The sequence below is a fragment of the Streptomyces sp. NPDC031132 genome (assembly GCF_055570595.1).
In genome coordinates this window covers 171,775-190,790 of sequence record NZ_JBVIGX010000013.1, presented here as the reverse complement: position 1 = coordinate 190,790, position 19,016 = coordinate 171,775, and the positions used below count along the sequence as shown (strand labels likewise).

Sequence of the window (19,016 nt, the reverse complement as noted above, 5' to 3'; positions counted from 1 at the left end):
CGCACGGGAGCCCTAGGAGGAGGTCCCGTAGCCGTCGCCGACGCCGTTGCCGTTGCTGTTGCCGCCACCGCTGCCGCCCTTGCGGAGGGAGGCCAGGTCGGCCTTGACCGTGTTCACCGGGATGGCGAAGCCGAGGCCGACGCTGCCGGCGGTGGAGCCGTCGCTGGAGGGGGAGTAGATCGCGGAGGGCATGCCCACGATCTCGCCGTTCATGTTGACGAGGGCGCCGCCGGAGTTGCCCGGGTTGAGGGAGGCGTCCGTCTGGATGGCCTTGTACGAGGTCGTGTCCGATCCGGTGTTCCCGTTGAACTGCCGACCGTCGTACGAGAACGGCCAGCCGCCGCCGTTGCTCCGCTGCCGCTGGGGCGCCTGCTGCTCGGACTTGGGCACGTTGACCTCGCGGTTCAGGGCCGAGACGATGCCGCTGGTGACCGTGCCGGTCAGGCGGTCGGGGGAGCCGATCGCGACGACCTGGTCGCCGACCTTGAGGCCATCGGAGTCGCCGAGCCTGGCCGGCCTCAGGCCGCTCGCGCCCTGGAGCTTGATGAGGGCGAGGTCCTTGTCGGGGTCGGTGCCGACGGTCTTGGCCGGGTACTTCTTGCCGTCGCTCATCGTCACCTGGATCTCGGTGGCGCCGTCGATCACGTGGTTGTTGGTGACGATCTCGCCGTCGGCGGTGACCACGATGCCGGAGCCGGTGCCCTGGCCGGAGCCGGTGCGGGTGTCGATCCGCACGACGGAGGGGCTGACCTGCTCGGCCACTCCGGAGACGGTGCCGCTGCTGGACTGCGAGACGTTGGTGCCGGTGACGCCGCCGCCGCTGCGGCCCTGACCGTCGAGCAGCTGCTGCACGGCGGCGGCGGTGCCACCCCCGACGACGGCGGCGGCCAGCGCCACGGCTACGAGCAGCGCGACGGGGCGCCGGGCCCGCGCCGCATGCGCGGGGCCCGCCGGGGACGCGGGAGGTGCCGGGGGCTGGTGCGCCTCGTGCCAGCCCGGTGCCGCCGGGGGCGGGTAGGCGGGCGGCGGCGGGTAGGCCCCGCCGAGGGGCGCGCTCTGGGTCGGGCCGTTCTCCTGCGGGTACTCGCCGTCGCGGCGGAAGCTCTCGGTCATGACCACGACTCTGTCCGCGGATCATGAGAGCTTCCTGAGTCCCCGCTGAGAACCCCGACAGAACCGCGTATGCCCGACATGAACCGGCCGGGTCCGGGTGGCCCGGTCCGCGCCGAGCGGTGCGAGGGCTGCGGGAAAAATCAGTGGCAGCCGCAGGAGCGGCGGATCACCAGGGCCGACGGGAACTGCTTCAGCCGTTCCCGGCGGGACCCGGCCACCCGGAGGGCGTCGTCCAGGACGAGATCCACCGCGGCCCGCGCCATCGCCGGGCGGTCCGAGGCGATCGTCGTCAGCGGCGGGTCCGTCAGGGCCGCCTCCTTGACGTCGTCGAAGCCGGCCACCGCCAGCTCCCCCGGCACGTCGATCCGCAGCTCCCGCGCAGCCCGCAGCACACCGATCGCCTGGTCGTCCGTCGCGCAGAAGATGGCCGGCGGCCGGTCCGGGCCGGAGAGGACTTCCAGCGCGACGCGGTACGCGTCGTACCGGTTGTAGGGGGCCTCGAAGAGGCGGCCTTCCGTCGAGCGACCCGACTCCTGCATGGCGCGGCGCCAGCCCTCCACGTGGTCGGCGACCGGGTCGCCGACCGACGGGGTGTTCTCCACCCCGCCGATGCAGGCGACGTACTCGTGCCCGTGCTCGAGCAGGTGGCGGGTGGCGAGCTGCGCACCGCCGATGTCGTCCGTGACGACGGCGACGTCGTCGATCGCCTCCGGCCGCTCGTGCAGCAGCACCACCCGCGCGTCCCACGCCTCGATCTCCGAGGCCGCCCGCTCGCTCATGCCCTGGCTGACCAGGATCAGCCCGGAGACCCGCATCCCGAGGAAGGCCCGCAGGTAGTGCACCTCGCGCTCGTCCCGGTAGTCGGAGTTCCCGACCAGGACCATCTTTCCGCGCTCGGCGGCGGCCTGCTCGACCGCGTGCGCCATCTCCGCGAAGAACGGCTGGCGCGCATCGGGGACGATCATGCCTATGAGGTCGGTGCGCCGTGACGCCATCGCCTGGGCGACCCGGTCCGGGCGGTAGCCCAGCTCCTTGATCGCGGCGAGTACACGCTCGCGCGTGGCCGGGGCGACCGGCCGGGGTCCGTTGTTGATGACGTAGCTCACGACGGCGGTAGACGTACCCGCAAGTCGTGCAACGTCATCCCGCGTCACCTTGGCCACGCTCGGGAGTCTACGCGGGGTGACCTACCTCTGGGCAGGCCGTCCTGCCGACTGGACGATCACAGGAGGTTCCTCCATACGGGGGACGTCGGCCTGCGCCTTGGCCGCGGCCTTGGCCGCCGCCTCCGCTGCCGCCCGCTCGACCTTCTCCGGCGTGACGAAGCGGTAGCCGACGTTGCGGACCGTCCCGATCAGCGACTCGTGCTCGGGACCGAGCTTCGCGCGCAGCCGCCGCACGTGGACGTCCACCGTCCGGGTGCCGCCGAAGTAGTCGTACCCCCACACCTCCTGGAGCAGCTGGGCCCGGGTGAAGACCCGGCCCGGGTGCTGCGCGAGGTACTTGAGGAGCTCGAACTCCTTGAAGGTGAGGTCGAGGACCCGGCCCTTCAGCTTCGCCGAGTACGTCGCCTCGTCGACCGACAGGTCGCCGTTGCGGATCTCCATCGGGGAGTCGTCGGAGCCCAGCTGCTGACGGCCGGTGGCGAGGCGCAGCCGCGCCTCGACCTCGGCCGGGCCCGCGGTGTCGAGGAGGACGTCGTCGATGCCCCAGTCGGCGGTGACGGCGGCGAGGCCGCCCTCCGTGACGACGAGGATCAGCGGACAGCCGGGGCCGGTGGAGCGGAGCAGCTGGCACAGAGAGCGCACCTGCGGCAGATCGCGGCGGCCGTCGACGAGGATGACGTCCGCGCCGGGGGTGTCCACGAGTGCGGGGCCCTCGGCCGGGGCCACCCGGACGTTGTGCAGCAGCAGGCCGAGGGCGGGCAGCACCTCGGTGGACGGCTGCAGGGCATTGGTCAGCAGCAGGAGAGAGCTCATGCCCGACCACCTGCCCAGGTGGGGCGGTTCTGCACGGTTCGCTGGTCCATCACGTCGGTTCCTCCTCGGTCCCGTCGAGGACTTTCGCGGCACTGCTTCGTACGTGGTGCGTGTGGCGCCTTGCCGGTCCCCGCGCCCTGAGGTCCGGACGGCACCACTGTTCTCGGTCCGTTCAACGCGCTGAAAGCACAAAAGGACCCGGGGGCAACGTTGCCCGGATCCTCTCGCCAGCAGAATAGCCCACCGGCCGGTGCGGGGCCGAGGCTTCGGCCATCGCCCCCTCTGTGGTTCCTGCCACCCTTACGCCCAGCTTATGCCCCGGTTTCACCGGATCGATGGACGTACGGCAGGCCGCCCGGGCGCACACGGGGCGCGCGGAGGCGCACCGGATCAGCGGGCCGGAGGGGTCATCATGGAGGCCGACGGTAGAGAGCCGACGATAGGAGCTGCAGTGGCAACCGGAACCATCCGCTACTGGGCGGCGGCCAAGGCCGCGGCCAAGACGGCGGAGGAGCCGTACTCGGCGCAGACACTGGCCGAGGCGCTCGACGCCGTGCGGCGACGCCACCCCGGGGAGCTGACCCGGGTCCTGCAGCGCTGCTCCTTCCTCGTGAACGAAGAGCCCGTGGGCAAGCGCCCGCACGATGCCGTTCCGCTGACCGAGGGGGGCACCGTCGAGGTGCTCCCGCCGTTCGCGGGCGGGTGAGCGGAAACCGATGAGCACTCCCGAGGAACAACAGCAGCAGCACCGCCAGCAGGACCCGTACGGGACCCAGACCTGGCAGTCGGACACCTGGGACACCGGATACCAGCCGGTCCACGAGGTGCAGCAGGTCCAGCCGGTCCAGCCGCCGCTGGGCGCGCTGCCCGGCCAGCCCGGGGCGCCCGAGGGCTGGTTCCGCGACGAGGCACCGGCCGCCCAGCCCCAGGCCCAGGCCCAGGCCCAGGCCTCCGAGGGCTGGCCGCAGGGCGGCGCCGGTGCGCCGTGGCCGGACGCGTCCGGCGCCGCGGCCGAGCAGACCGCGTACCTGCCGCCGTATCCGGGCCCGGCCGCGGCCGACCCGCAGCCTCAGCCGGTTGCTCCCGAAGGGTGGTTCCGGGACGAGGCGCCCGCCGCCCACCAGGCCCCGGTCCAGGCCCAGGCTCCCGCGGCCGAGTGGCCGCCGAGTGCCGGCCCGGGCGGCGCGGCCTGGTCCGAGGGTTCCGCCGCCGAGCAGACGGCCTACCTCCCGCCCCAGGCGGCAGGCGCCGCCGAGCAGACGGCCTACCTGCCGCCGTACCCCGGCCCCGAGGCGCCGGCGGCCGCCGAGACCCCGTACGCAGCGCCGTACCCCGGCCCGGCCGCGGCCGGGCCGCAGCCCGCCGCCGGTCAGCCGTACCCGGGTACCGCCGCGGCCGCCGAGACCGCGTACCTGCCGCCGTACCCCGGCCCCGACGCGGCCGAGCCGCAGCAGCAGGCGCAGCCCATGGCGCCCGACGGCTGGTTCCGCGACGAGGCTCCGGCCGCCCAGGCTCCTGCCGCCGACTGGCGGCCGGGCAGCCTCCGCGACGAAGCTCCCGTCGCCCAGGCCCAGGCCGCCGACTGGGCGCCGAGCGAGGGTGCCCCGTGGGGCGAGGGGCCCGCCGCCGAGCAGACCGCCTATCTCCCACCGCAGGCCGCCGCCCCCGCGGGCGACGCCGCCGAGCAGACCGCCTTCCTGCCGCCGTACCCCGGCCCCGGCTCCGGCTCGGGCCCCGGCTCCGAGGAGCCGGCCGCCACGGCCGCCCCCGCTCCGGCGGAACAGCCCGCGGCCACCGCGGGCCCCGCGGGCCCCGTCGGCTCCGAGGATCCGGGCGAGGAGCCCGCGTACTCCCCGCCCACCCTCGCCGGCAACACCCTGCGCGCCGTCGACCCCGCCCAGGCGCGCGCCGAGGGCCGCTCGCCGATCATCGACCCCGGCCCGCAGCCGGCCATACTGACCGCCGGCCTCGGGCTGCTGCTGGCCGGTGCGGCCGCTTTCGGGGACCTCGCGCTGCTCGCCCCGCTGGTCGCTCTCCAGGCGCTCACCGCGGCCGGCTGGTTCCGGCTCAACGGCATGTGGCCCGCCCGGCAGGGCATCGCCCTCGCCTTCCTCGGAGCGCTCGTCGCCGACGGCGCCGTGCTCGCCGTGGACGACTCGTACGGCCCCGGCGCGATCATCGGCACCCTCGGGGCCTGGGTGCTGCTCACGCTGGTCCTCCAGCTGCGCAGCCACGCCGACCCCGACGAGCGGATGTACGGGCTGATGGCCTCCGTGGCCTCCGCCGCGCTCGCCATCGCCTGCGCCGGCTACCTGGCCGCCGACTCCGCCGCCGTCAGCGTCGGCGCCGCGGCCGTCGCGGTCGCCGCGTTCACCCGTGCGCTGCCGCTGCCGATGCCGGCCTCGGTCGGCGTCTCGCTGGCCGCCGCCACCGGCGCCGGCATCGCGGTCGGCGGACTGACCTCCGTCGGGGTGGGCGGGGCGCTGGTCGGCCTGGTCGCCGGGGTGTGCGCGCTGATCGGGCTGCGCGTGGCCGCGTACGACTACCCGTCCAAGTTCGTCCACATGACGGCCGGTGTCGCGCTGCCGCTGGCGGCCGCCGCTCCCGCGGTCTACCTGATCGGACGGGTGGTCGGCTGAGACCGGATCTTCCGTACGCCCGGCCGTAGGCGGCGGGCATCACACTGCCGCTGACGGCGTCCGTACGGCCGATCATGGTCCACTAGAACGCACGTACCGATCTACAGGGGGTGGGGCACGTGCGGTTCCTGCGTGTCGTTGTGATCATCGGAGTGGTGTTGGGCGCGCTGTTCGCGGGCGCCGACCGCTGGGCGGTCAACTATGCCGAGAACCGGCTGGCCGAGCGCATCCAGGCCCGTCAGGGGCTGGCGGGGAGCACGGAGGTGGACATCCACGGGTTCCCGTTCCTGACCCAGGCGCTCAGCCACGACCTCGACCGCGTCGACGTGAAGCTGAAGGGCGTCGAGGCCGTCTCGGACGGCCGCAAGACCCGGCTCTCGCAGCTCGACGCCAGCTTCCGCAGCGTGAAGCTGAACGGGGACTACAGCGGGGGCACCGCCGAGCGGGCCGAGGGCACTGCCCTCGTCACGTACCAGGACCTGACCGAGGCCTCGCAGACCGGTGTGACGGTCACCTACGGCGGGGCGCCGGGCAAGGTGAAGGTCACGGCGGCCGTGGAGGTCCTGGGCCGCAGGCTCTCGCCCAGCGTGGTGTCGACCGTCACGCTCGTGGACGCCCCGGGCGGCGGCAAGATGGTCCGGGTCCGGGCCGACGAGGTGCCGGGCGAGGGCCTGCCCGGGGTCGAGGGCGCGGTCCGCAAGAAGACCGACTTCGACCGACGGCTCGACGGCGGACTGCCGTCCGGGCTCACGCTGACCACGCTGACCTCGGACGGGGCCGGCGTCCACCTCACGCTGACCGGCTCGAACGTGGTGCTGGCCGGATCGTGAGACGGACGGTCCGATCCGTAGAAGGACGGGCCGCACGAAGGCCCCCGGAGGCGGCGCGGCAGCCGCCCGGGGGCATGTGGATCCCAGTATTCGGACGATCCTGTCTCGGAATATGACACACCGGTGACAGGGCGGCCGATTCGTCCCTACGATCCATGGCTATGAAGCATCAGCAGGCGGACCTCACGAAGCGACGGGCAGTAGACCTGTGTCGCGTCGCCGCCATGCTCTGTCGATCCATGTGACCTGTGAGCGCTTCCGCTCCATCAGCCGGACGACCGTCCTTCCCGCGTGACCGCACCGCAGCCGCCCCCTCCTCCCCCCTGACGCCTCCCCGCGCAGTGTCCGAGGGCGCCGCCCGCAGCGGCACGCACCAGCAGCACCCAGCACCCGCAGACCGCTCCGCAGCACCTGCACCTGCACAGCACGCCCCGCCGCACACTGCCCCGGAGGAGAACACCATGAGCCGCAGCGACGTCCTCGTAGACGCCGACTGGGTCGAGGCCCACCTGAACGACGCCAACGTCGTGATCGTCGAGGTGGACGAGGACACGTCCGCGTACGACAAGAACCACATCACCAACGCCGTCCGGATCGACTGGAAGCAGGACCTCCAGGACCCGGTCCGCCGCGACTTCGTGGACCAGGAGGGCTTCGAGAAGCTCCTCTCCGCCAAGGGCATCTCCAACGACGACACCGTCGTCCTCTACGGCGGCAACAACAACTGGTTCGCGTCCTACGCCTACTGGTACTTCAAGCTGTACGGCCACCAGGACGTCCGCCTCCTCGACGGCGGCCGCAAGAAGTGGGAGCTCGACTCCCGCGACCTGGTCGACGGCACCGAGGTCCCCAGCCGCCCGGCCACCCAGTACAAGGCCCAGCCGCAGGACGCCTCGATCCGCGCCTTCCGCGACGACGTCGTGGCCGCGATCGGCGCCCAGAACCTGGTCGACGTGCGCTCGCCCGACGAGTTCTCCGGCAAGCTGCTCGCCCCGGCGCACCTCCCGCAGGAGCAGTCGCAGCGCCCCGGCCACGTGCCGAGCGCCCGCAACATCCCGTGGTCGAAGAACGCCAACGACGACGGCACCTTCAAGTCCGACGAGGAGCTGACCGCCCTCTACGAGGCCGAGCAGGTCGACCTGTCGAAGGACACCATCGCGTACTGCCGCATCGGTGAGCGCTCCGCGCTGACCTGGTTCGTGCTGCACGAGCTCCTGGGCCAGGAGAACGTCAAGAACTACGACGGCTCCTGGACCGAGTACGGCTCCCTGGTCGGCGTGCCGATCGAGCTCGGCGCCAACAAGTAGTTCCCGGGCACGCGACGCCCCGTAGACCGTACGACCTCTCTAGGACAGGACAGAGAACATGTGTGGAGCACAGATCGGCGGGCCCGACCTCGCGACGCTCAAGCCCGGTGAGACCGCCATCCAGGGTCAGGTGACCAAGGACGGCGAGCCCGTCAGCGGGTACGTGCGCCTGCTCGACTCGACCGGCGAGTTCACGGCCGAGGTCCCGACCTCGGCGACCGGCCAGTTCCGCTTCTACGCGGCGACCGGCACGTGGACCCTGCGCGCGCTGGTCCCCGGCGCCCAGGCGGACCGCGCCGTGGTCGTGGCCGAGGCCGGCGGCGTGACGGACGTGGCGATCGCGGTCTGACGACCGCGCTGCGCACGCAGCGACAGCTGAACCGGCCGGAGGGCCGCACCCCAGGGGGTTGGACGCCACTGGAACGGGGTGCGGCCCTTCGCGCCGTCCGGCTGCGGACCTACCCTGGAGGCATGTACGCCCGGCGGCGCCGCGTCTACTTCCTCCTCATGGGCGGATGCATCTTCCTGTTCGTCTCCGCCTGGTCCTTCGTGCGGCTGTTCTCGGTCGAGGCGGCCGTGGCCCTGTGCGTGGTCGCCATGGTCATCCCCCCGGTCGCCGCGATGATCGCGAACCGGCGCGGGCCGGACGACCGCTGGTGGGACGACCCCTCGGGCGACCCGAAGTCCGACGAGTGGTGGGACGAACTGGACGGAAAGCGGCGTCACGAGGATTGAAACCCCGAGACATCAAAACGTAATAAGCATGCGTACAACTGCTCCCCTCGCGGACGGGTCATGGGTACGCACGGGTACCCACCCAGTGCCTCACGTCCTGTGGGGGGACTTCCTTGGAACACGAACAGACCCTTCCTGAGCAGCCGGAAGGGGAGGAGACCGCAGCGCGCCGCCCCCGAGGCCGCAGCCGTACGGTCCTCCTGATCGCCGGGGCCGCCGTACTCGGCGCGCTCGCGGGCACGGTCACCGGATACGCGATCCAGTACGACCGCGAGCCCACCCCGCTGCCGCCGCTGGCGCAGCAGAAGATCGACCAGCCGAAGCCCCAGGCTCCGAACGAGGCGACGAGCGCCCGCTCCCTCAACGCCAACCGCTGGCACAAGACGGACGACGATCTGGCGAAGCTGCTGATCGAAGCCCCGGCCGGGGTGGAGGTCCGTTCCTCGGGGACGGTGTCCCCGGACGAGTTCTCGGCGGACTACTACGAGAAGCCGGGCAGCGGGCTCGCCAGCCAGCTCCGGCACGACGTACGACGGATCGCCGAGTTGGAGTGGGCGCAGGACGACCGGAACTTCGTCACCGTCCGGCTCTTCCAGTACCGGGACCGCTCCGATGCCGACTGGTACCAGCACGCCCACGACTACCTGGTGGAAGAGAGGTACGCGGGCAACTCGGGCAAGGCCCTGCCCGGCGTGCCCGCCGACTACGGCCACCTGTGGGTGGATTCCGCGCAGCGGGAGAAGCCGGGCTACCTCCCGGTGAAGTCGGCCCGGGTCCTCGCCCGGCGCGGCGACATCGTCATGGAGGTCAGCTACATGAACAACCGCGGCGTCCTCGACGAGAAGGACATCGTCGAGATCGCCAAGCGACAGTGGGAGCGGCTGTGAGCGACCCGCAGGACAGCAAGGACAGCAAGGACGTCACGGCCGGGGCGACCGAGGCGACCGCCACCGAGGCGACCGCCTCCGTGGTGGCACCCCCCGCCGCGCCGCGGGCGCGCAGCCGCCGGACCGCGGCACTCGTCGCGGGCGGGCTCGCCGTCGCCGTCCTCGCCGGCGGCGCCCTCTGGGCCGCCGGGCGGATCGCCGACGCCGACCGCACCGCGCCGACCCGGTACTGGGTGGCGGCGGGCGCCGATCCCAGGCCCACCGGTACGCCGGAGCCGGTCCCGACCGTGCCGCCGAACGAGCTGACGGGCAAGCTGCTGCCGGTCTCCGCCGAATTCGAGCTCGGTCCCGACCTCGACGCCGAGGGCAACGACTTCTACGTGTCGGGCGAGCGGGCGCTCCAGGCCGTCAAGGACGCGGACACCGGGCTCTCCGGCGAGGAGCGGGCGGAACGGGACAAGGCGCTGGACGGCCTGAAGCTGAGGGGCGTGGCCGGACGCAGCTACCACCACCTCCGCGACCACCAGGTGATGGAGATCCAGCTCACCCAGGCCGACCCCCAGGCCCTCGCGAAGTTCTCCGAGTTCAGCAAGAAGATCCTCGAGCTGCTGGGCGGCGACCGCGACGCGCCGAAGATCGAGGGCTTCCCCGACGCCAAGTGTTCGGTGTCGGTCCTCGGCAAGGAGAAGCAGGAGGACCAGAACAAGATCGACACGATCGACTGCGAGGCCCTCCAGGGCGATGTGCTGGTGAGCTTCCGGATGTACGGGCCGAAGCCCCTCTCCGCGAACGACGCCGCCGGCCTGTTCAAGCAGCAGCTGAACCACCTGAAGTCCCCCGGGGAGTCCGTGTGACCGAGCAGAACACCGCCGACACCGCCCCCGTGGCGGAGCCCGCCCCGCAGGAGCAGCCCGCCGGCGCCGGCACGCTCGTACCGGTCGCCGAGCCGCCGGCGCCGGCACAAGCAGCGGTACCGGCCGCCCCGAAGGACCGCCGCATGCTGTTCGCCGCGCTCCGCTGGACGGCCGCCGTCGTGGTCTTCGCCGCCGTCGGCACCGGGGTCACGTACGGGATCGGCCGGGCCGAGCGCACCGACCTCCCCGGTCTGTCCACCGAGGACGACGGCCGCTGGGTCTACCCGGCTCTGGCCAAGCCCGCACTGCCCGCCGGCGCCCCGCTGCCCGCGGGCAAGGACAACAAGGACGACACTCACTACGCGCCGCTCACCGGTCTGCTGCTGCCTGCCCCCGAGGGTGCCGAGCCGGATGCCGGGCTCAAGGCGGACAAGGACCGGCTGGTGTCCACCGACGCCTTCCTGGAGGAGTACGCCCCCGACAGCCGGGCGAAGCTGAAGGAGGGCCTGGAGTACGAGGGGCTGCGCCAGATCGCAGGCCGTGGCTGGACCACCCCCGACGGCACGCGCACGCACATCTACCTGCTGCGCTTCCACTCCTCGGGCTTCGTGAACACCTTCCGCGGCTGCAACATCAACACGCAGCTGGTGGGCGCCCCGGCCCTGGAGATGGACCTGGCCTGGAGCAGGGTCAAGAGCACGCAGCCCAGCATGGAGGGGCAGGCTGTCGGCTACGTCGGCACCCTCAGCAGCAGCGCCATCAGCCTGTACCAGGAGCCCAAGCCCGCGAACGGGGACGAGCAGACCAAGCTCGGATGCCTCCAGGTGGGTGACGTCCAGGCCGTGATCGTCCAGACCCGCAAGGGCGAGGTGGCCGTCGTTCCCTTCCACCAGACGGTGGTCCTGCAGAGCCAGCTGCTGGGCTGACCGCCCGCAGGAGGCGGCTGCGGCCTACCTCACGGAGTGCGCCGGTCCCCGGGCCAGTAGGCTTGGGGACCGGCCCCGTACACGCCCCCATCACTCCGAGGAGCACCCCGTGCTTGAGGCATTCTTCACCTCCCTGCTGATCCTGGTCTGCGTCGGCGTGCTCGCCTTCACCGGCCTCGCAGTGAAGAAGCTGTACCAGGGCCAGCGCTGATCTCCGATCGGCCGCCCTCCCGGACCCGGAACCCCTCCCCACAGATCGCCTGAGCAGCCACACATGATCCAGATCCCGTCCGACCTGAACCCGGGCCTCGTCCCCCTCGCCTTCCTCCTCGGCACCTGGGAGGGCGCGGGCGTCTTCGACTTCCCCGGTGAAGAGAAGTGCAACTTCGGCCAGGAAGTCGTCTTCAGCCACGACGGCCGGGACTTCCTGGAGTACACCTCCCACAGCTGGGTCCTCGACGCCGACGGCAACAAGGTGCGGCCGCTGGAGTCCGAGTCCGGCTACTGGCGCATCGACAAGGACCGCAAGGTCGAGATCGTCATGGTCCGCGACCAGGGCGTCGTCGAGGTCTGGTACGGCGAGCTCGCCGACCAGAAGCCGCAGATCGACCTGGTGACGGACGCCGTCGCCCGCACCGCGGCCTCCGGGCCGTACAGCGGCGGCAAGCGGCTCTACGGCTACGTGAAGAGCGACCTGATGTGGGTCGGCGAGAAGGCCACGCCGGACGTCGAGCTGCGCCCGTACATGTCGGCCCAGCTCAAGAAGGTCGTCACGCCCGAGGAGGTCGCCGAGATGGCGCGCAACCTCCCGGACATGCCGGACGACGGCATCGCCTTCTTCCGGTGAGCCGCCGGGTCGCCGAGCGCTGAGCGGCTTTCCACAGACTGTGCAAGAAGGGGACCACGGGCCGGCCCGTGGTCCCCTTCGCGCGCTTACACTGGCCGGGTGGGGACCATCGGAGACACCGGCAGTGCTGACTGGAAGACCGACCTGCGGCAACGCGGGTACCGGCTGACCCCGCAGCGCCAGCTCGTACTGGAAGCGGTCGACACGCTGGAGCACGCGACCCCGGACGAGATCCTCGCGCACGTGCGCAAGACCGCCTCCGGAGTGAACATCTCCACCGTCTACCGCACGCTGGAGCTCCTGGAGGAGCTGAAGCTCGTCTCGCACGCCCACCTCGGGCACGGCGCCCCCACGTACCACCTCGCCGACCGGCACCACCACATCCACCTGGTCTGCCGCGAGTGCACCGAGGTGATCGAAGCGGACGTGGACATCGCCGCGGACTTCACCGCGAAGCTGCGCGCCACCTTCGGCTTCGAGACCGACATGAAGCACTTCGCGATCTTCGGCCTCTGCAAGAAGTGCGCCGCCAAGCAGCACGACGCTCCGGCATAGGAGCGGGCCGGGCCGGGTCGTAGGCTTGGTGGCATGACCAGCAGCCCCTTGCTCCATCTCCCCGGCGCCGTACCGGCCGAAGGCCGCGACGAGGGCGTCGCCGCCCACTACGGCGAGCTGTACGGCGAACAACGCGCGCTCGCGGACGGCCGCGGTTTCGTCGACCTCTCGCACCGCGGAGTCGTCACCGTCACCGGACCGGAGCGGCTGAGCTGGCTGCACCTGCTGCTCACGCAGCACCTCACCGAACTCCCGCCCGGGCAGGCCACCGAGGCGCTGATCCTCTCCGCCAACGGCCACATCGAGCACGCGCTCTACCTCGTCGACGACGGCGAGACCGTGTGGGCGCACGTGGAGCCCGGCACCCAGGAGGCGCTGATCGCCTACCTGGAGTCGATGAAGTTCTTCTACCGCGTCGAAGTGGCCGACCGGACCGCCGACTTCGCCGTCGTGCACCTGCCGGCCGGCTCCATCGCCGAGGTCGCCAAGGAACACGCCGTACGGGAGACCGCGCACGGCCGCGACGTCTTCCTGCCCCGCGCCGAGCTGGAGGCCTTCGCCGCCACGCACGGCCCGGCCGCCGGGCTCCTCGCGTACGAGGCCCTGCGCGTGGAGGCGCACCGGCCGCGGCTCGGCCTGGAGACCGACCACCGCACCATCCCGCACGAGCTGGGCTGGATCGGCACCGCCGTGCACCTCCAGAAGGGCTGCTACCGCGGCCAGGAGACGGTGGCCCGCGTGCACAACCTGGGCAAGCCCCCGCGCCGCCTGGTCTTCCTGCACCTGGACGGCTCCGAGGTGCTCCTCCCGGCGCACGGCACGCCGATCCGGCTCGCCGCCGACGGGGAGGAGGGACGCCAGCTGGGCTTCGTGACCACCGCAGTCCGCCATCACGAGCTGGGCCCGATCGCCCTCGCGCTGGTCAAGCGGAACGTGCCGGTCGACGCCCCGCTGCTGGCCGGGAAGACGGCCGCCGCGCAGGAGGTCGTCGTAGCGCCGTAGTCGCGCTCCGGACGTCGGTCAGACGTCGATGACGAGGGTGAACGGGCCGTGGTTGGTCAGCGAGACGCGCATGTCCGCGCCGAAGCGGCCCGTCTCCACCGTCGCCCCCAGCGCGCGCAGCTGCGCGACGACCTCGTCGACCAGCGGCTCCGCGACCTCGCCGGGCGCCGCCGCGTTCCAGGTGGGGCGGCGGCCCTTGCGGGCGTCCCCGTAGAGCGTGAACTGCGAGATCACCAGCAGCGGCGCACCGATGTCGCTGCAGGACTTCTCCGCCTCCAGGATCCGTACGGACCACAGCTTGCGCGCCAGCTGCGCCGCCTTCTCCGGGGTGTCGTCATGGGTCACCCCCACCAGCACGCACAGCCCCTCGCCGACGATCTCGCCCACGGTTTCACCGGCCACGACGACGCTCGCGCCGTCCACCCTCTGCACCACTGCTCGCATACCACCTGTGTATCAGGCGTGCACCCATCAGGGGCCGATCGGGTGGAGTGGGACTGCACCTGCACCACGGAGAGTGGCACGATGCACGCAGGCGGTGCTTCCCTCCGGTCCCACGGGCCGGCCGAGACCCCATGCACCGGTCGAGGGGACGGACACGTTCACATGAATACTTCTGGTACTTCCGTACCTGCATCATCTGCGGCCACTCCGGCCGGCGCGGCCCGACCGCCCGCGCAGCGCACCGGCGAGGAGCAGGCGCCGACCACGCCCGCCACCGCGCTGGGGCTGCCGGAACTGCGCACGCTGCGCCGCGATGCGCAGCGCGACGAGGCCGATCTGAGCTACGTACGCAGACTCCTGCAGGGCCGGATCGACATCCTGCGCGCCGAACTGGCCCGGCGCAGTGACCCGGAGGCCCCGGTGACCCCGGAGCCACCGGTGGTCGACCGGCTCTCGGAGATCCTCGCCGACGCGCCCTCCAGCCGCAGCGCCTCCGCCCGGCACGTCACGCTCGGCACCCCGCACAGCGAGGAGTTCCGGCTGCTGGCCGCGGAGATGCTGTCCGACGTGGAGCTGTCGGACCTGGACGCCCGCACCGACGGCGAACTGCACGAGGCGATGGGCCGGTTGGTGCGCTACGAGCAGCAGGTCTCGCGGCGCCGGCAGCAGCTGCAGCGCACGGCGGACGACTGCAGCGCGGAGATCACCCGGCGCTACCGGGAGGGCGAGGCGCAGGTGGACGACCTGCTGGCGTAGGCCTGCCGGCACGGGCCTTCCGGCGCATCGCCTTCCGGCGCAGGGAAATTCAGGCGACTCGGCCGGGAGCTGCGGTTAGCGTGGCCGGTTATGAGTGCAGACGTCCGGCCGATCGCCGCATCCGAACTCCCCGACTGGCTCCGGGCCGTGAACACCGGCTTCCTGCGCCCCGAACGCGTCACCGAATCAGACCTCGCCCAGCGAGCCAAGTACACCGACCTGGACCGCACGCTGGGCGCCTTCGACGCCCGCACGGGCCGCTGCGTGGCCACCCTGCGCTCCTTCGCCCAGGAGCTGACCGTCCCGGGCGGTGCGGCCGTGCCCGCGAGCGCCGTCACCAATGTCGCCGTCATGCCCACGCACCGACGCCAAGGCCTGTTGACCCGGATGATGGCCGCCGAGCTGGCGGCCGCGCAGGCCCGCGGCGACGTGGTGGCCACGCTGATCTCCGCCGAGTACCCGATCTACGGGCGGTACGGGTTCGGGTCCGCGGCCTCGATAGCCGAGTGGGAGATCGACGTGAGCCGCACCGGGCTCGACCCGCGCTGGTCCGGGCCCGCGGACGGCGGGAGCATCGAACTGGTGGACGTGGCCGAGGCGCACGCGCTCGGCCCCGGGCTGCACGAGCGGCTGCGGGCACTCTCGCCGGGCGCGGTCAGCCGGGACGCGCGCTGGTGGCGCCTGGCCTGCGGGCTGGAGGAGACGTCGCTGCGCCCGTACAAGGACAAGTTCCACGCCGTGTACCGGACGGCGGACGGCGAGCCGGCCGGCATCGTCGTGTACACGTCCGACGACCACTGGACGGACGCGAAGGTCCCGCTCAACACCGTGCAGGTCAAGGAGCTGATCGCGGTCACCCCGGACGCGGAGCGCGCCCTGTGGCACTTCCTGTGCTCCATCGACTGGGTGCTGAAGGTCCGCACCGGCTACCGCGCCACCGACGACCTCGTCCCGCACCTGCTGCCCGACCCGCGCGCGGCCACGCTCGTGACCGCCTCGGACTTCCTGTGGGTTCGGGTGATCGACGTCGTACGGGCCCTGAGCGCGCGGACGTACGCCGTGCCCGGGGTCCTCGTGCTCGAGGTGACGGACGCGACGGGGCCGGCCGCGGGCCGCTACCGGCTCGACGCGGGCACGGGGGAGTGCACGGTCACCGAGGAACCGGCGGACCTGCGGCTCGACGTGTCGGAGCTGGGTTCGCTGTACCTCGGCGACGAGTCGGCGGTGCGGCTCGGGGCGCTGGGGCGGATCGCGGAGGAGCGGCCGGGGGCGCTGGCGCTCGCCGACGCGGTGTTCCGCACGGCCCGCCGCCCGTGGTGCCCGACGATGTTCTGATGCCGCGGGCACGAGAGGGCATGACACGGCATGGAATTGTTGGTGCACGACCGAGAAGTGGGCTGAACTACGTGGCTTCGATTGTGGAAACCCTGCGCGCGGCGGGCTGCGTCTTCGCGGAGGAGGAGGCGGAGCTGCTGACGGCCGCCGCCGAGGACGACGGCCACCTGGCGGACCTGGTGGCCCGCCGGGCCGGCGGCGAACCGCTGGAACACGTCGTCGGCTGGGCGGAGTTCTGCGGACTGCGCATGCGCGTGGGCGAGGGGGCGTTCGTACCGCGCCGGCGCACCGAGTTCCTGGTGCAGGAGGCCGTGGCGCTGGGCCGGTTGGACGCCGTCGTACTGGACCTGTGCTGCGGGGTCGGCGCGCTGGGCGCGGCGGTCGCGGCGCAGCTGGGCTCCGGCGTGGAACTGCACGCGGCGGACATCGACCCGGCGGCGCTGGCGTACGCGCGGCTGAACGTGGCCCCGTACGGCGGGCGGGTCCACGAGGGCGACCTGTACGCCGCGCTCCCCGACTCGCTGCGGGGCCGGGTGGACCTGCTGGTGGTCAACGCCCCGTACGTGCCGACGGAGGAGATCGGGCTGCTCCCCTCGGAGGCCCGCGACCACGAGCCCCTGACCTCTCTGGACGGCGGCGCGGACGGCCTGGACGTCCACCGCCGGGTCGCGGCGGGCGCCCTGCCGTGGCTGGCGCCGGGCGGCCGGCTGCTGATCGAGACGAGCGCCCGCCAGTCCCCGCAGACGGCCTCGGCCCTCTCGGCGGCGGGCCTGGCGGTCCGCGCGGCCACCTCGGAGGAACTGCACGCCACGGTGATGATCGGCACCCGCGCAGCCTGAGCCCCCGGCAGGCCCGGCGGCATGAGCTCCCCCGCGCGGGGGAGGCGGGCGGGCGCGGGCCGGTCCCCGGGGGCGATGTGGGTGCGTCGGGCGGTCGGGACGATGGTGCGCATGACGCATACGCAGCAGCTCCGCCCAGCCGCTCCGGCCGCGCCCCGCTGGGCGGTCCGGGCCGCGCACGCCACCGCGCTCCTCACCCTGCCGTCGGGCGTCTGGCGGCTCCTGCTGGGCGCAGGCTTCCTCGCCGGGTACACCGAGGCCGGGTACGTGGCCGCGGGCCTGCCCGGCTGGGGCCGGGTGATTGCGATCGGTCTCAGCGTGGCCTCCGAGCTGCTGGCGCTGCTCACGCTCGGCCTGGTCCGGCCCTGGGGCGAGGTGCTCCCGTCCTGGGTTCCGCTGCTCGGCGGCCGCCGGGTCCCGCAGCGGCTCGTCACGGTGGCGGCCGGCGCCGGGGCCGTGGGGCTGATCTGCCTGTGGACCCCGTTCGTCCTGTGGTGGAGCATCCCGAACCCGGACATGACGGCCCTGGGCGCCACGGTCGTGGGCTTCCTCTACCTCCCCCTCGTCGCCTGGGGCCCCCTCCTGGCGGCGGTCGCGGTCTCCCACCACCGCCGCCACCGCCGCCTTAGGCTGGCAGGGTGAACCTCGAGGACCTCGTACGGCTGCGGCGGGCCCGGGACGCGATGGACCGGGACTATGCGGAGCCCCTCGACGTCCCGGCGCTGGCGCGCGTCGCCCTCATGTCGCCCGGGCACTTCTCCCGCAGCTTCCGGGCCGCGTTCGGGGAGACCCCGTACAGCTACCTGATGACCCGCCGCGTCGAGCGGGCCAAGGCGCTGCTGCGGCGGGGCGACCTCAGCGTGACGGAGGTGTGTTTCGCGGTCGGCTGTACCTCGCTCGGGTCGTTCAGCTCCCGCTTCACCGAGCTGGTCGGCGAGAGCCCGAGCGCCTACCGGGCCCGCCGTCACGAGCCGGGCGCGGCCGTCCCGGCGTGCATCGCCAAGATCCACACCCGGCCGGTCAGAAGGGGAACGGTCGCGGGCGGAGGAGCGGAAACCGGCGCCCGCCCGTAGCGTCGGTGGCATGGAGATCAAGCTGTCCCAGTGCTTCATCGCCGTCGACGACCACGACAGGGCGCTCGCCTTCTACCGCGACGCCCTCGGCATGGAGGTCCGCAACGACGTCGCGTTCGAGGGGATGCGCTGGGTGACCATCGGCTCGCCCGCCCAGCCGGACGTGGAGATCGTCCTCGAACCGCCGGCCGCGAACCCGAACGCCTCGCCGGCCGACAAGCAGGCGATGGCCGAGCTGCTCGCCAAGGGCATGCTGCGCGGCGTGATCTTCTCCACCGACGACGTCGATGCCGCCTTCGAGCGCATCCGGGCCGCCGGCGGCGAGGTGCTCCAGGAGCCGGTCGACCAGCCGTACGGGGTCCGCGACTGCGCCTTCCGGGACCCGGCCGGCAACATGCTGCGCTTCAACCAGCCGCGCGCCGGTGGGTGATTTTGCAAGCAGGCGCTTGCAATAGTTAGCAGAGTCCGGCAGGATCGGGGCATGGCATCGCTCAACGTCGGAAATCTCGGCGAGTACCTCCGCGAGCAGCGGCGGCAGGCCCAGCTCTCGCTGCGGCAGCTGGCCGACGCGGCGGGGGTGTCGAATCCGTACCTGAGCCAGATCGAGCGCGGGCTGCGCAAGCCGAGCGCGGACATCCTGCAGCAGCTCGCCAAGGCGCTGCGGATCTCCGCGGAAACGCTGTACGTGCAGGCCGGGATCCTCGACGAGCGGGATCGTGACGAGGTGGAGACGCGGGCCGCGATACTCGGCGATCCGTCCATCAACGAGCGGCAGAAGCAGGTGCTGCTCCAGATCTACGACTCGTTCCGCAAGGAGAACGCGGCCGAGGCCGACCCGGCCGGCGCGGACGACGACACCGACATGCACCCTACGAACTGAACTGTTGATCCGGGA

At 72.5% G+C, this 19,016-nt stretch carries 24 protein-coding genes; 20 read left to right on the top strand and 4 right to left on the bottom strand.

Going from position 1 to position 19,016, the window contains the following annotated elements; all coding sequences use genetic code 11:
- Nucleotides 1-12 precede the first annotated feature (12 nt).
- The 3 genes from ACZ49B_RS21410 to ACZ49B_RS21400 all read right to left on the bottom strand — a co-directional run bounded on the left by ACZ49B_RS21410 (nucleotide 13) and on the right by ACZ49B_RS21400 (nucleotide 3,092).
- Nucleotides 13-1,113 (bottom strand): S1C family serine protease, encoded by a 1,101-nt coding sequence (locus ACZ49B_RS21410; protein WP_468308145.1) that lies wholly within the window; start codon nucleotides 1,111-1,113, stop codon nucleotides 13-15.
- A gap of 140 nt (nucleotides 1,114-1,253) precedes the next feature.
- Nucleotides 1,254-2,276: a LacI family DNA-binding transcriptional regulator gene (locus ACZ49B_RS21405; RefSeq protein ID WP_030300863.1), complete on the bottom strand. Its 1,023-nt coding sequence runs from the start codon at nucleotides 2,274-2,276 to the stop codon at nucleotides 1,254-1,256.
- A 24-nt stretch (nucleotides 2,277-2,300) separates the two neighbouring features.
- On the bottom strand, nucleotides 2,301-3,092 hold the full coding sequence (locus tag ACZ49B_RS21400) for a response regulator transcription factor (RefSeq protein WP_468308141.1): 792 nt from the start codon (nucleotides 3,090-3,092) through the stop codon (nucleotides 2,301-2,303).
- Between the two features lie 451 nt (nucleotides 3,093-3,543).
- Here ACZ49B_RS21400 and ACZ49B_RS21395 point away from each other — a divergent pair, with 451 nt between their 5' ends.
- From ACZ49B_RS21395 to ygfZ, 13 genes are all read left to right on the top strand, one after another.
- Nucleotides 3,544-3,798 carry a MoaD/ThiS family protein gene (locus ACZ49B_RS21395; RefSeq protein WP_468308139.1) on the top strand — a complete coding sequence of 85 codons (255 nt, stop codon included), beginning with the start codon at nucleotides 3,544-3,546 and terminating at the stop codon, nucleotides 3,796-3,798.
- Nucleotides 3,799-4,558: 760 nt separating this feature from the next.
- Nucleotides 4,559-5,731: a hypothetical protein gene (locus tag ACZ49B_RS21390; protein ID WP_468308256.1), complete on the top strand. Its 1,173-nt coding sequence runs from the start codon at nucleotides 4,559-4,561 to the stop codon at nucleotides 5,729-5,731.
- Between the two features lie 119 nt (nucleotides 5,732-5,850).
- Nucleotides 5,851-6,561 carry an LmeA family phospholipid-binding protein gene (locus ACZ49B_RS21385; RefSeq protein WP_468308136.1) on the top strand — a complete coding sequence of 237 codons (711 nt, stop codon included), beginning with the start codon at nucleotides 5,851-5,853 and terminating at the stop codon, nucleotides 6,559-6,561.
- Nucleotides 6,562-6,716: 155 nt separating this feature from the next.
- The gene (locus ACZ49B_RS21380) at nucleotides 6,717-6,806 is read left to right on the top strand and encodes an Ms5788A family Cys-rich leader peptide (RefSeq protein WP_350875872.1); all 90 of its coding nucleotides are present in this window, start codon (nucleotides 6,717-6,719) and stop codon (nucleotides 6,804-6,806) included.
- A 216-nt stretch (nucleotides 6,807-7,022) separates the two neighbouring features.
- Nucleotides 7,023-7,868: a sulfurtransferase gene (locus tag ACZ49B_RS21375; protein ID WP_468308133.1), complete on the top strand. Its 846-nt coding sequence runs from the start codon at nucleotides 7,023-7,025 to the stop codon at nucleotides 7,866-7,868.
- Between the two features lie 58 nt (nucleotides 7,869-7,926).
- Entirely contained in the window at nucleotides 7,927-8,217 is a 291-nt protein-coding gene (locus tag ACZ49B_RS21370) for a DUF1416 domain-containing protein (RefSeq protein ID WP_327284077.1), read from the top strand.
- A 122-nt stretch (nucleotides 8,218-8,339) separates the two neighbouring features.
- Nucleotides 8,340-8,603, top strand: coding sequence for a DUF3099 domain-containing protein (locus ACZ49B_RS21365; protein WP_030300849.1), 264 nt, complete (start codon nucleotides 8,340-8,342; stop codon nucleotides 8,601-8,603).
- Nucleotides 8,604-8,716: 113 nt separating this feature from the next.
- Nucleotides 8,717-9,490, top strand: a complete 774-nt coding sequence (locus tag ACZ49B_RS21360) for a hypothetical protein (protein ID WP_468308129.1) — start codon at nucleotides 8,717-8,719, stop codon at nucleotides 9,488-9,490.
- Nucleotides 9,487-10,344, top strand: a complete 858-nt coding sequence (locus ACZ49B_RS21355) for a hypothetical protein (RefSeq protein WP_468308127.1) — start codon at nucleotides 9,487-9,489, stop codon at nucleotides 10,342-10,344. The genes ACZ49B_RS21360 and ACZ49B_RS21355 overlap by 4 nt, the downstream gene beginning before the upstream one ends.
- A complete protein-coding gene (locus tag ACZ49B_RS21350; RefSeq protein ID WP_468308124.1) occupies nucleotides 10,341-11,270 on the top strand; it encodes a hypothetical protein in 930 nt (309 codons plus the stop codon). Before ACZ49B_RS21355 ends, ACZ49B_RS21350 begins: the two co-directional genes overlap by 4 nt.
- 274 nt (nucleotides 11,271-11,544) lie before the next feature.
- On the top strand, nucleotides 11,545-12,117 hold the full coding sequence (locus tag ACZ49B_RS21345) for a heme-binding beta-barrel domain-containing protein (RefSeq protein WP_030300838.1): 573 nt from the start codon (nucleotides 11,545-11,547) through the stop codon (nucleotides 12,115-12,117).
- 99 nt (nucleotides 12,118-12,216) lie between these two features.
- On the top strand, nucleotides 12,217-12,672 hold the full coding sequence (locus ACZ49B_RS21340) for a Fur family transcriptional regulator (RefSeq protein WP_468308121.1): 456 nt from the start codon (nucleotides 12,217-12,219) through the stop codon (nucleotides 12,670-12,672).
- Between the two features lie 33 nt (nucleotides 12,673-12,705).
- On the top strand, nucleotides 12,706-13,674 hold the full coding sequence (gene ygfZ / locus ACZ49B_RS21335) for a CAF17-like 4Fe-4S cluster assembly/insertion protein YgfZ (RefSeq protein ID WP_468308118.1): 969 nt from the start codon (nucleotides 12,706-12,708) through the stop codon (nucleotides 13,672-13,674).
- An 18-nt stretch (nucleotides 13,675-13,692) separates the two neighbouring features.
- Here the strand turns inward: ygfZ and dtd are convergent, their stop codons facing one another.
- Entirely contained in the window at nucleotides 13,693-14,118 is a 426-nt protein-coding gene (gene dtd / locus ACZ49B_RS21330) for a D-aminoacyl-tRNA deacylase (RefSeq protein WP_468308115.1), read from the bottom strand.
- A 162-nt stretch (nucleotides 14,119-14,280) separates the two neighbouring features.
- Here dtd and ACZ49B_RS21325 point away from each other — a divergent pair, with 162 nt between their 5' ends.
- The 7 genes from ACZ49B_RS21325 to ACZ49B_RS21295 all read left to right on the top strand — a co-directional run bounded on the left by ACZ49B_RS21325 (nucleotide 14,281) and on the right by ACZ49B_RS21295 (nucleotide 19,001).
- Nucleotides 14,281-14,874, top strand: a complete 594-nt coding sequence (locus tag ACZ49B_RS21325) for an RsiG family protein (protein WP_468308114.1) — start codon at nucleotides 14,281-14,283, stop codon at nucleotides 14,872-14,874.
- Nucleotides 14,875-14,964: 90 nt separating this feature from the next.
- Nucleotides 14,965-16,209, top strand: coding sequence for a GNAT family N-acetyltransferase (locus tag ACZ49B_RS21320; protein WP_468308111.1), 1,245 nt, complete (start codon nucleotides 14,965-14,967; stop codon nucleotides 16,207-16,209).
- A 20-nt stretch (nucleotides 16,210-16,229) separates the two neighbouring features.
- Nucleotides 16,230-17,048, top strand: a complete 819-nt coding sequence (locus tag ACZ49B_RS21315; protein ID WP_468308108.1) for a putative protein N(5)-glutamine methyltransferase — start codon at nucleotides 16,230-16,232, stop codon at nucleotides 17,046-17,048.
- Between the two features lie 111 nt (nucleotides 17,049-17,159).
- Nucleotides 17,160-17,690, top strand: coding sequence for a hypothetical protein (locus tag ACZ49B_RS21310; protein WP_468308105.1), 531 nt, complete (start codon nucleotides 17,160-17,162; stop codon nucleotides 17,688-17,690).
- On the top strand, nucleotides 17,687-18,121 hold the full coding sequence (locus ACZ49B_RS21305) for a helix-turn-helix domain-containing protein (protein ID WP_468308102.1): 435 nt from the start codon (nucleotides 17,687-17,689) through the stop codon (nucleotides 18,119-18,121). The genes ACZ49B_RS21310 and ACZ49B_RS21305 overlap by 4 nt, the downstream gene beginning before the upstream one ends.
- A 10-nt stretch (nucleotides 18,122-18,131) precedes the next feature.
- Nucleotides 18,132-18,551, top strand: a complete 420-nt coding sequence (locus ACZ49B_RS21300; protein WP_468308099.1) for a VOC family protein — start codon at nucleotides 18,132-18,134, stop codon at nucleotides 18,549-18,551.
- A 51-nt stretch (nucleotides 18,552-18,602) separates the two neighbouring features.
- Nucleotides 18,603-19,001: a helix-turn-helix domain-containing protein gene (locus tag ACZ49B_RS21295; protein ID WP_468308097.1), complete on the top strand. Its 399-nt coding sequence runs from the start codon at nucleotides 18,603-18,605 to the stop codon at nucleotides 18,999-19,001.
- The last annotated feature ends 15 nt before the right edge of the window (nucleotides 19,002-19,016 follow it).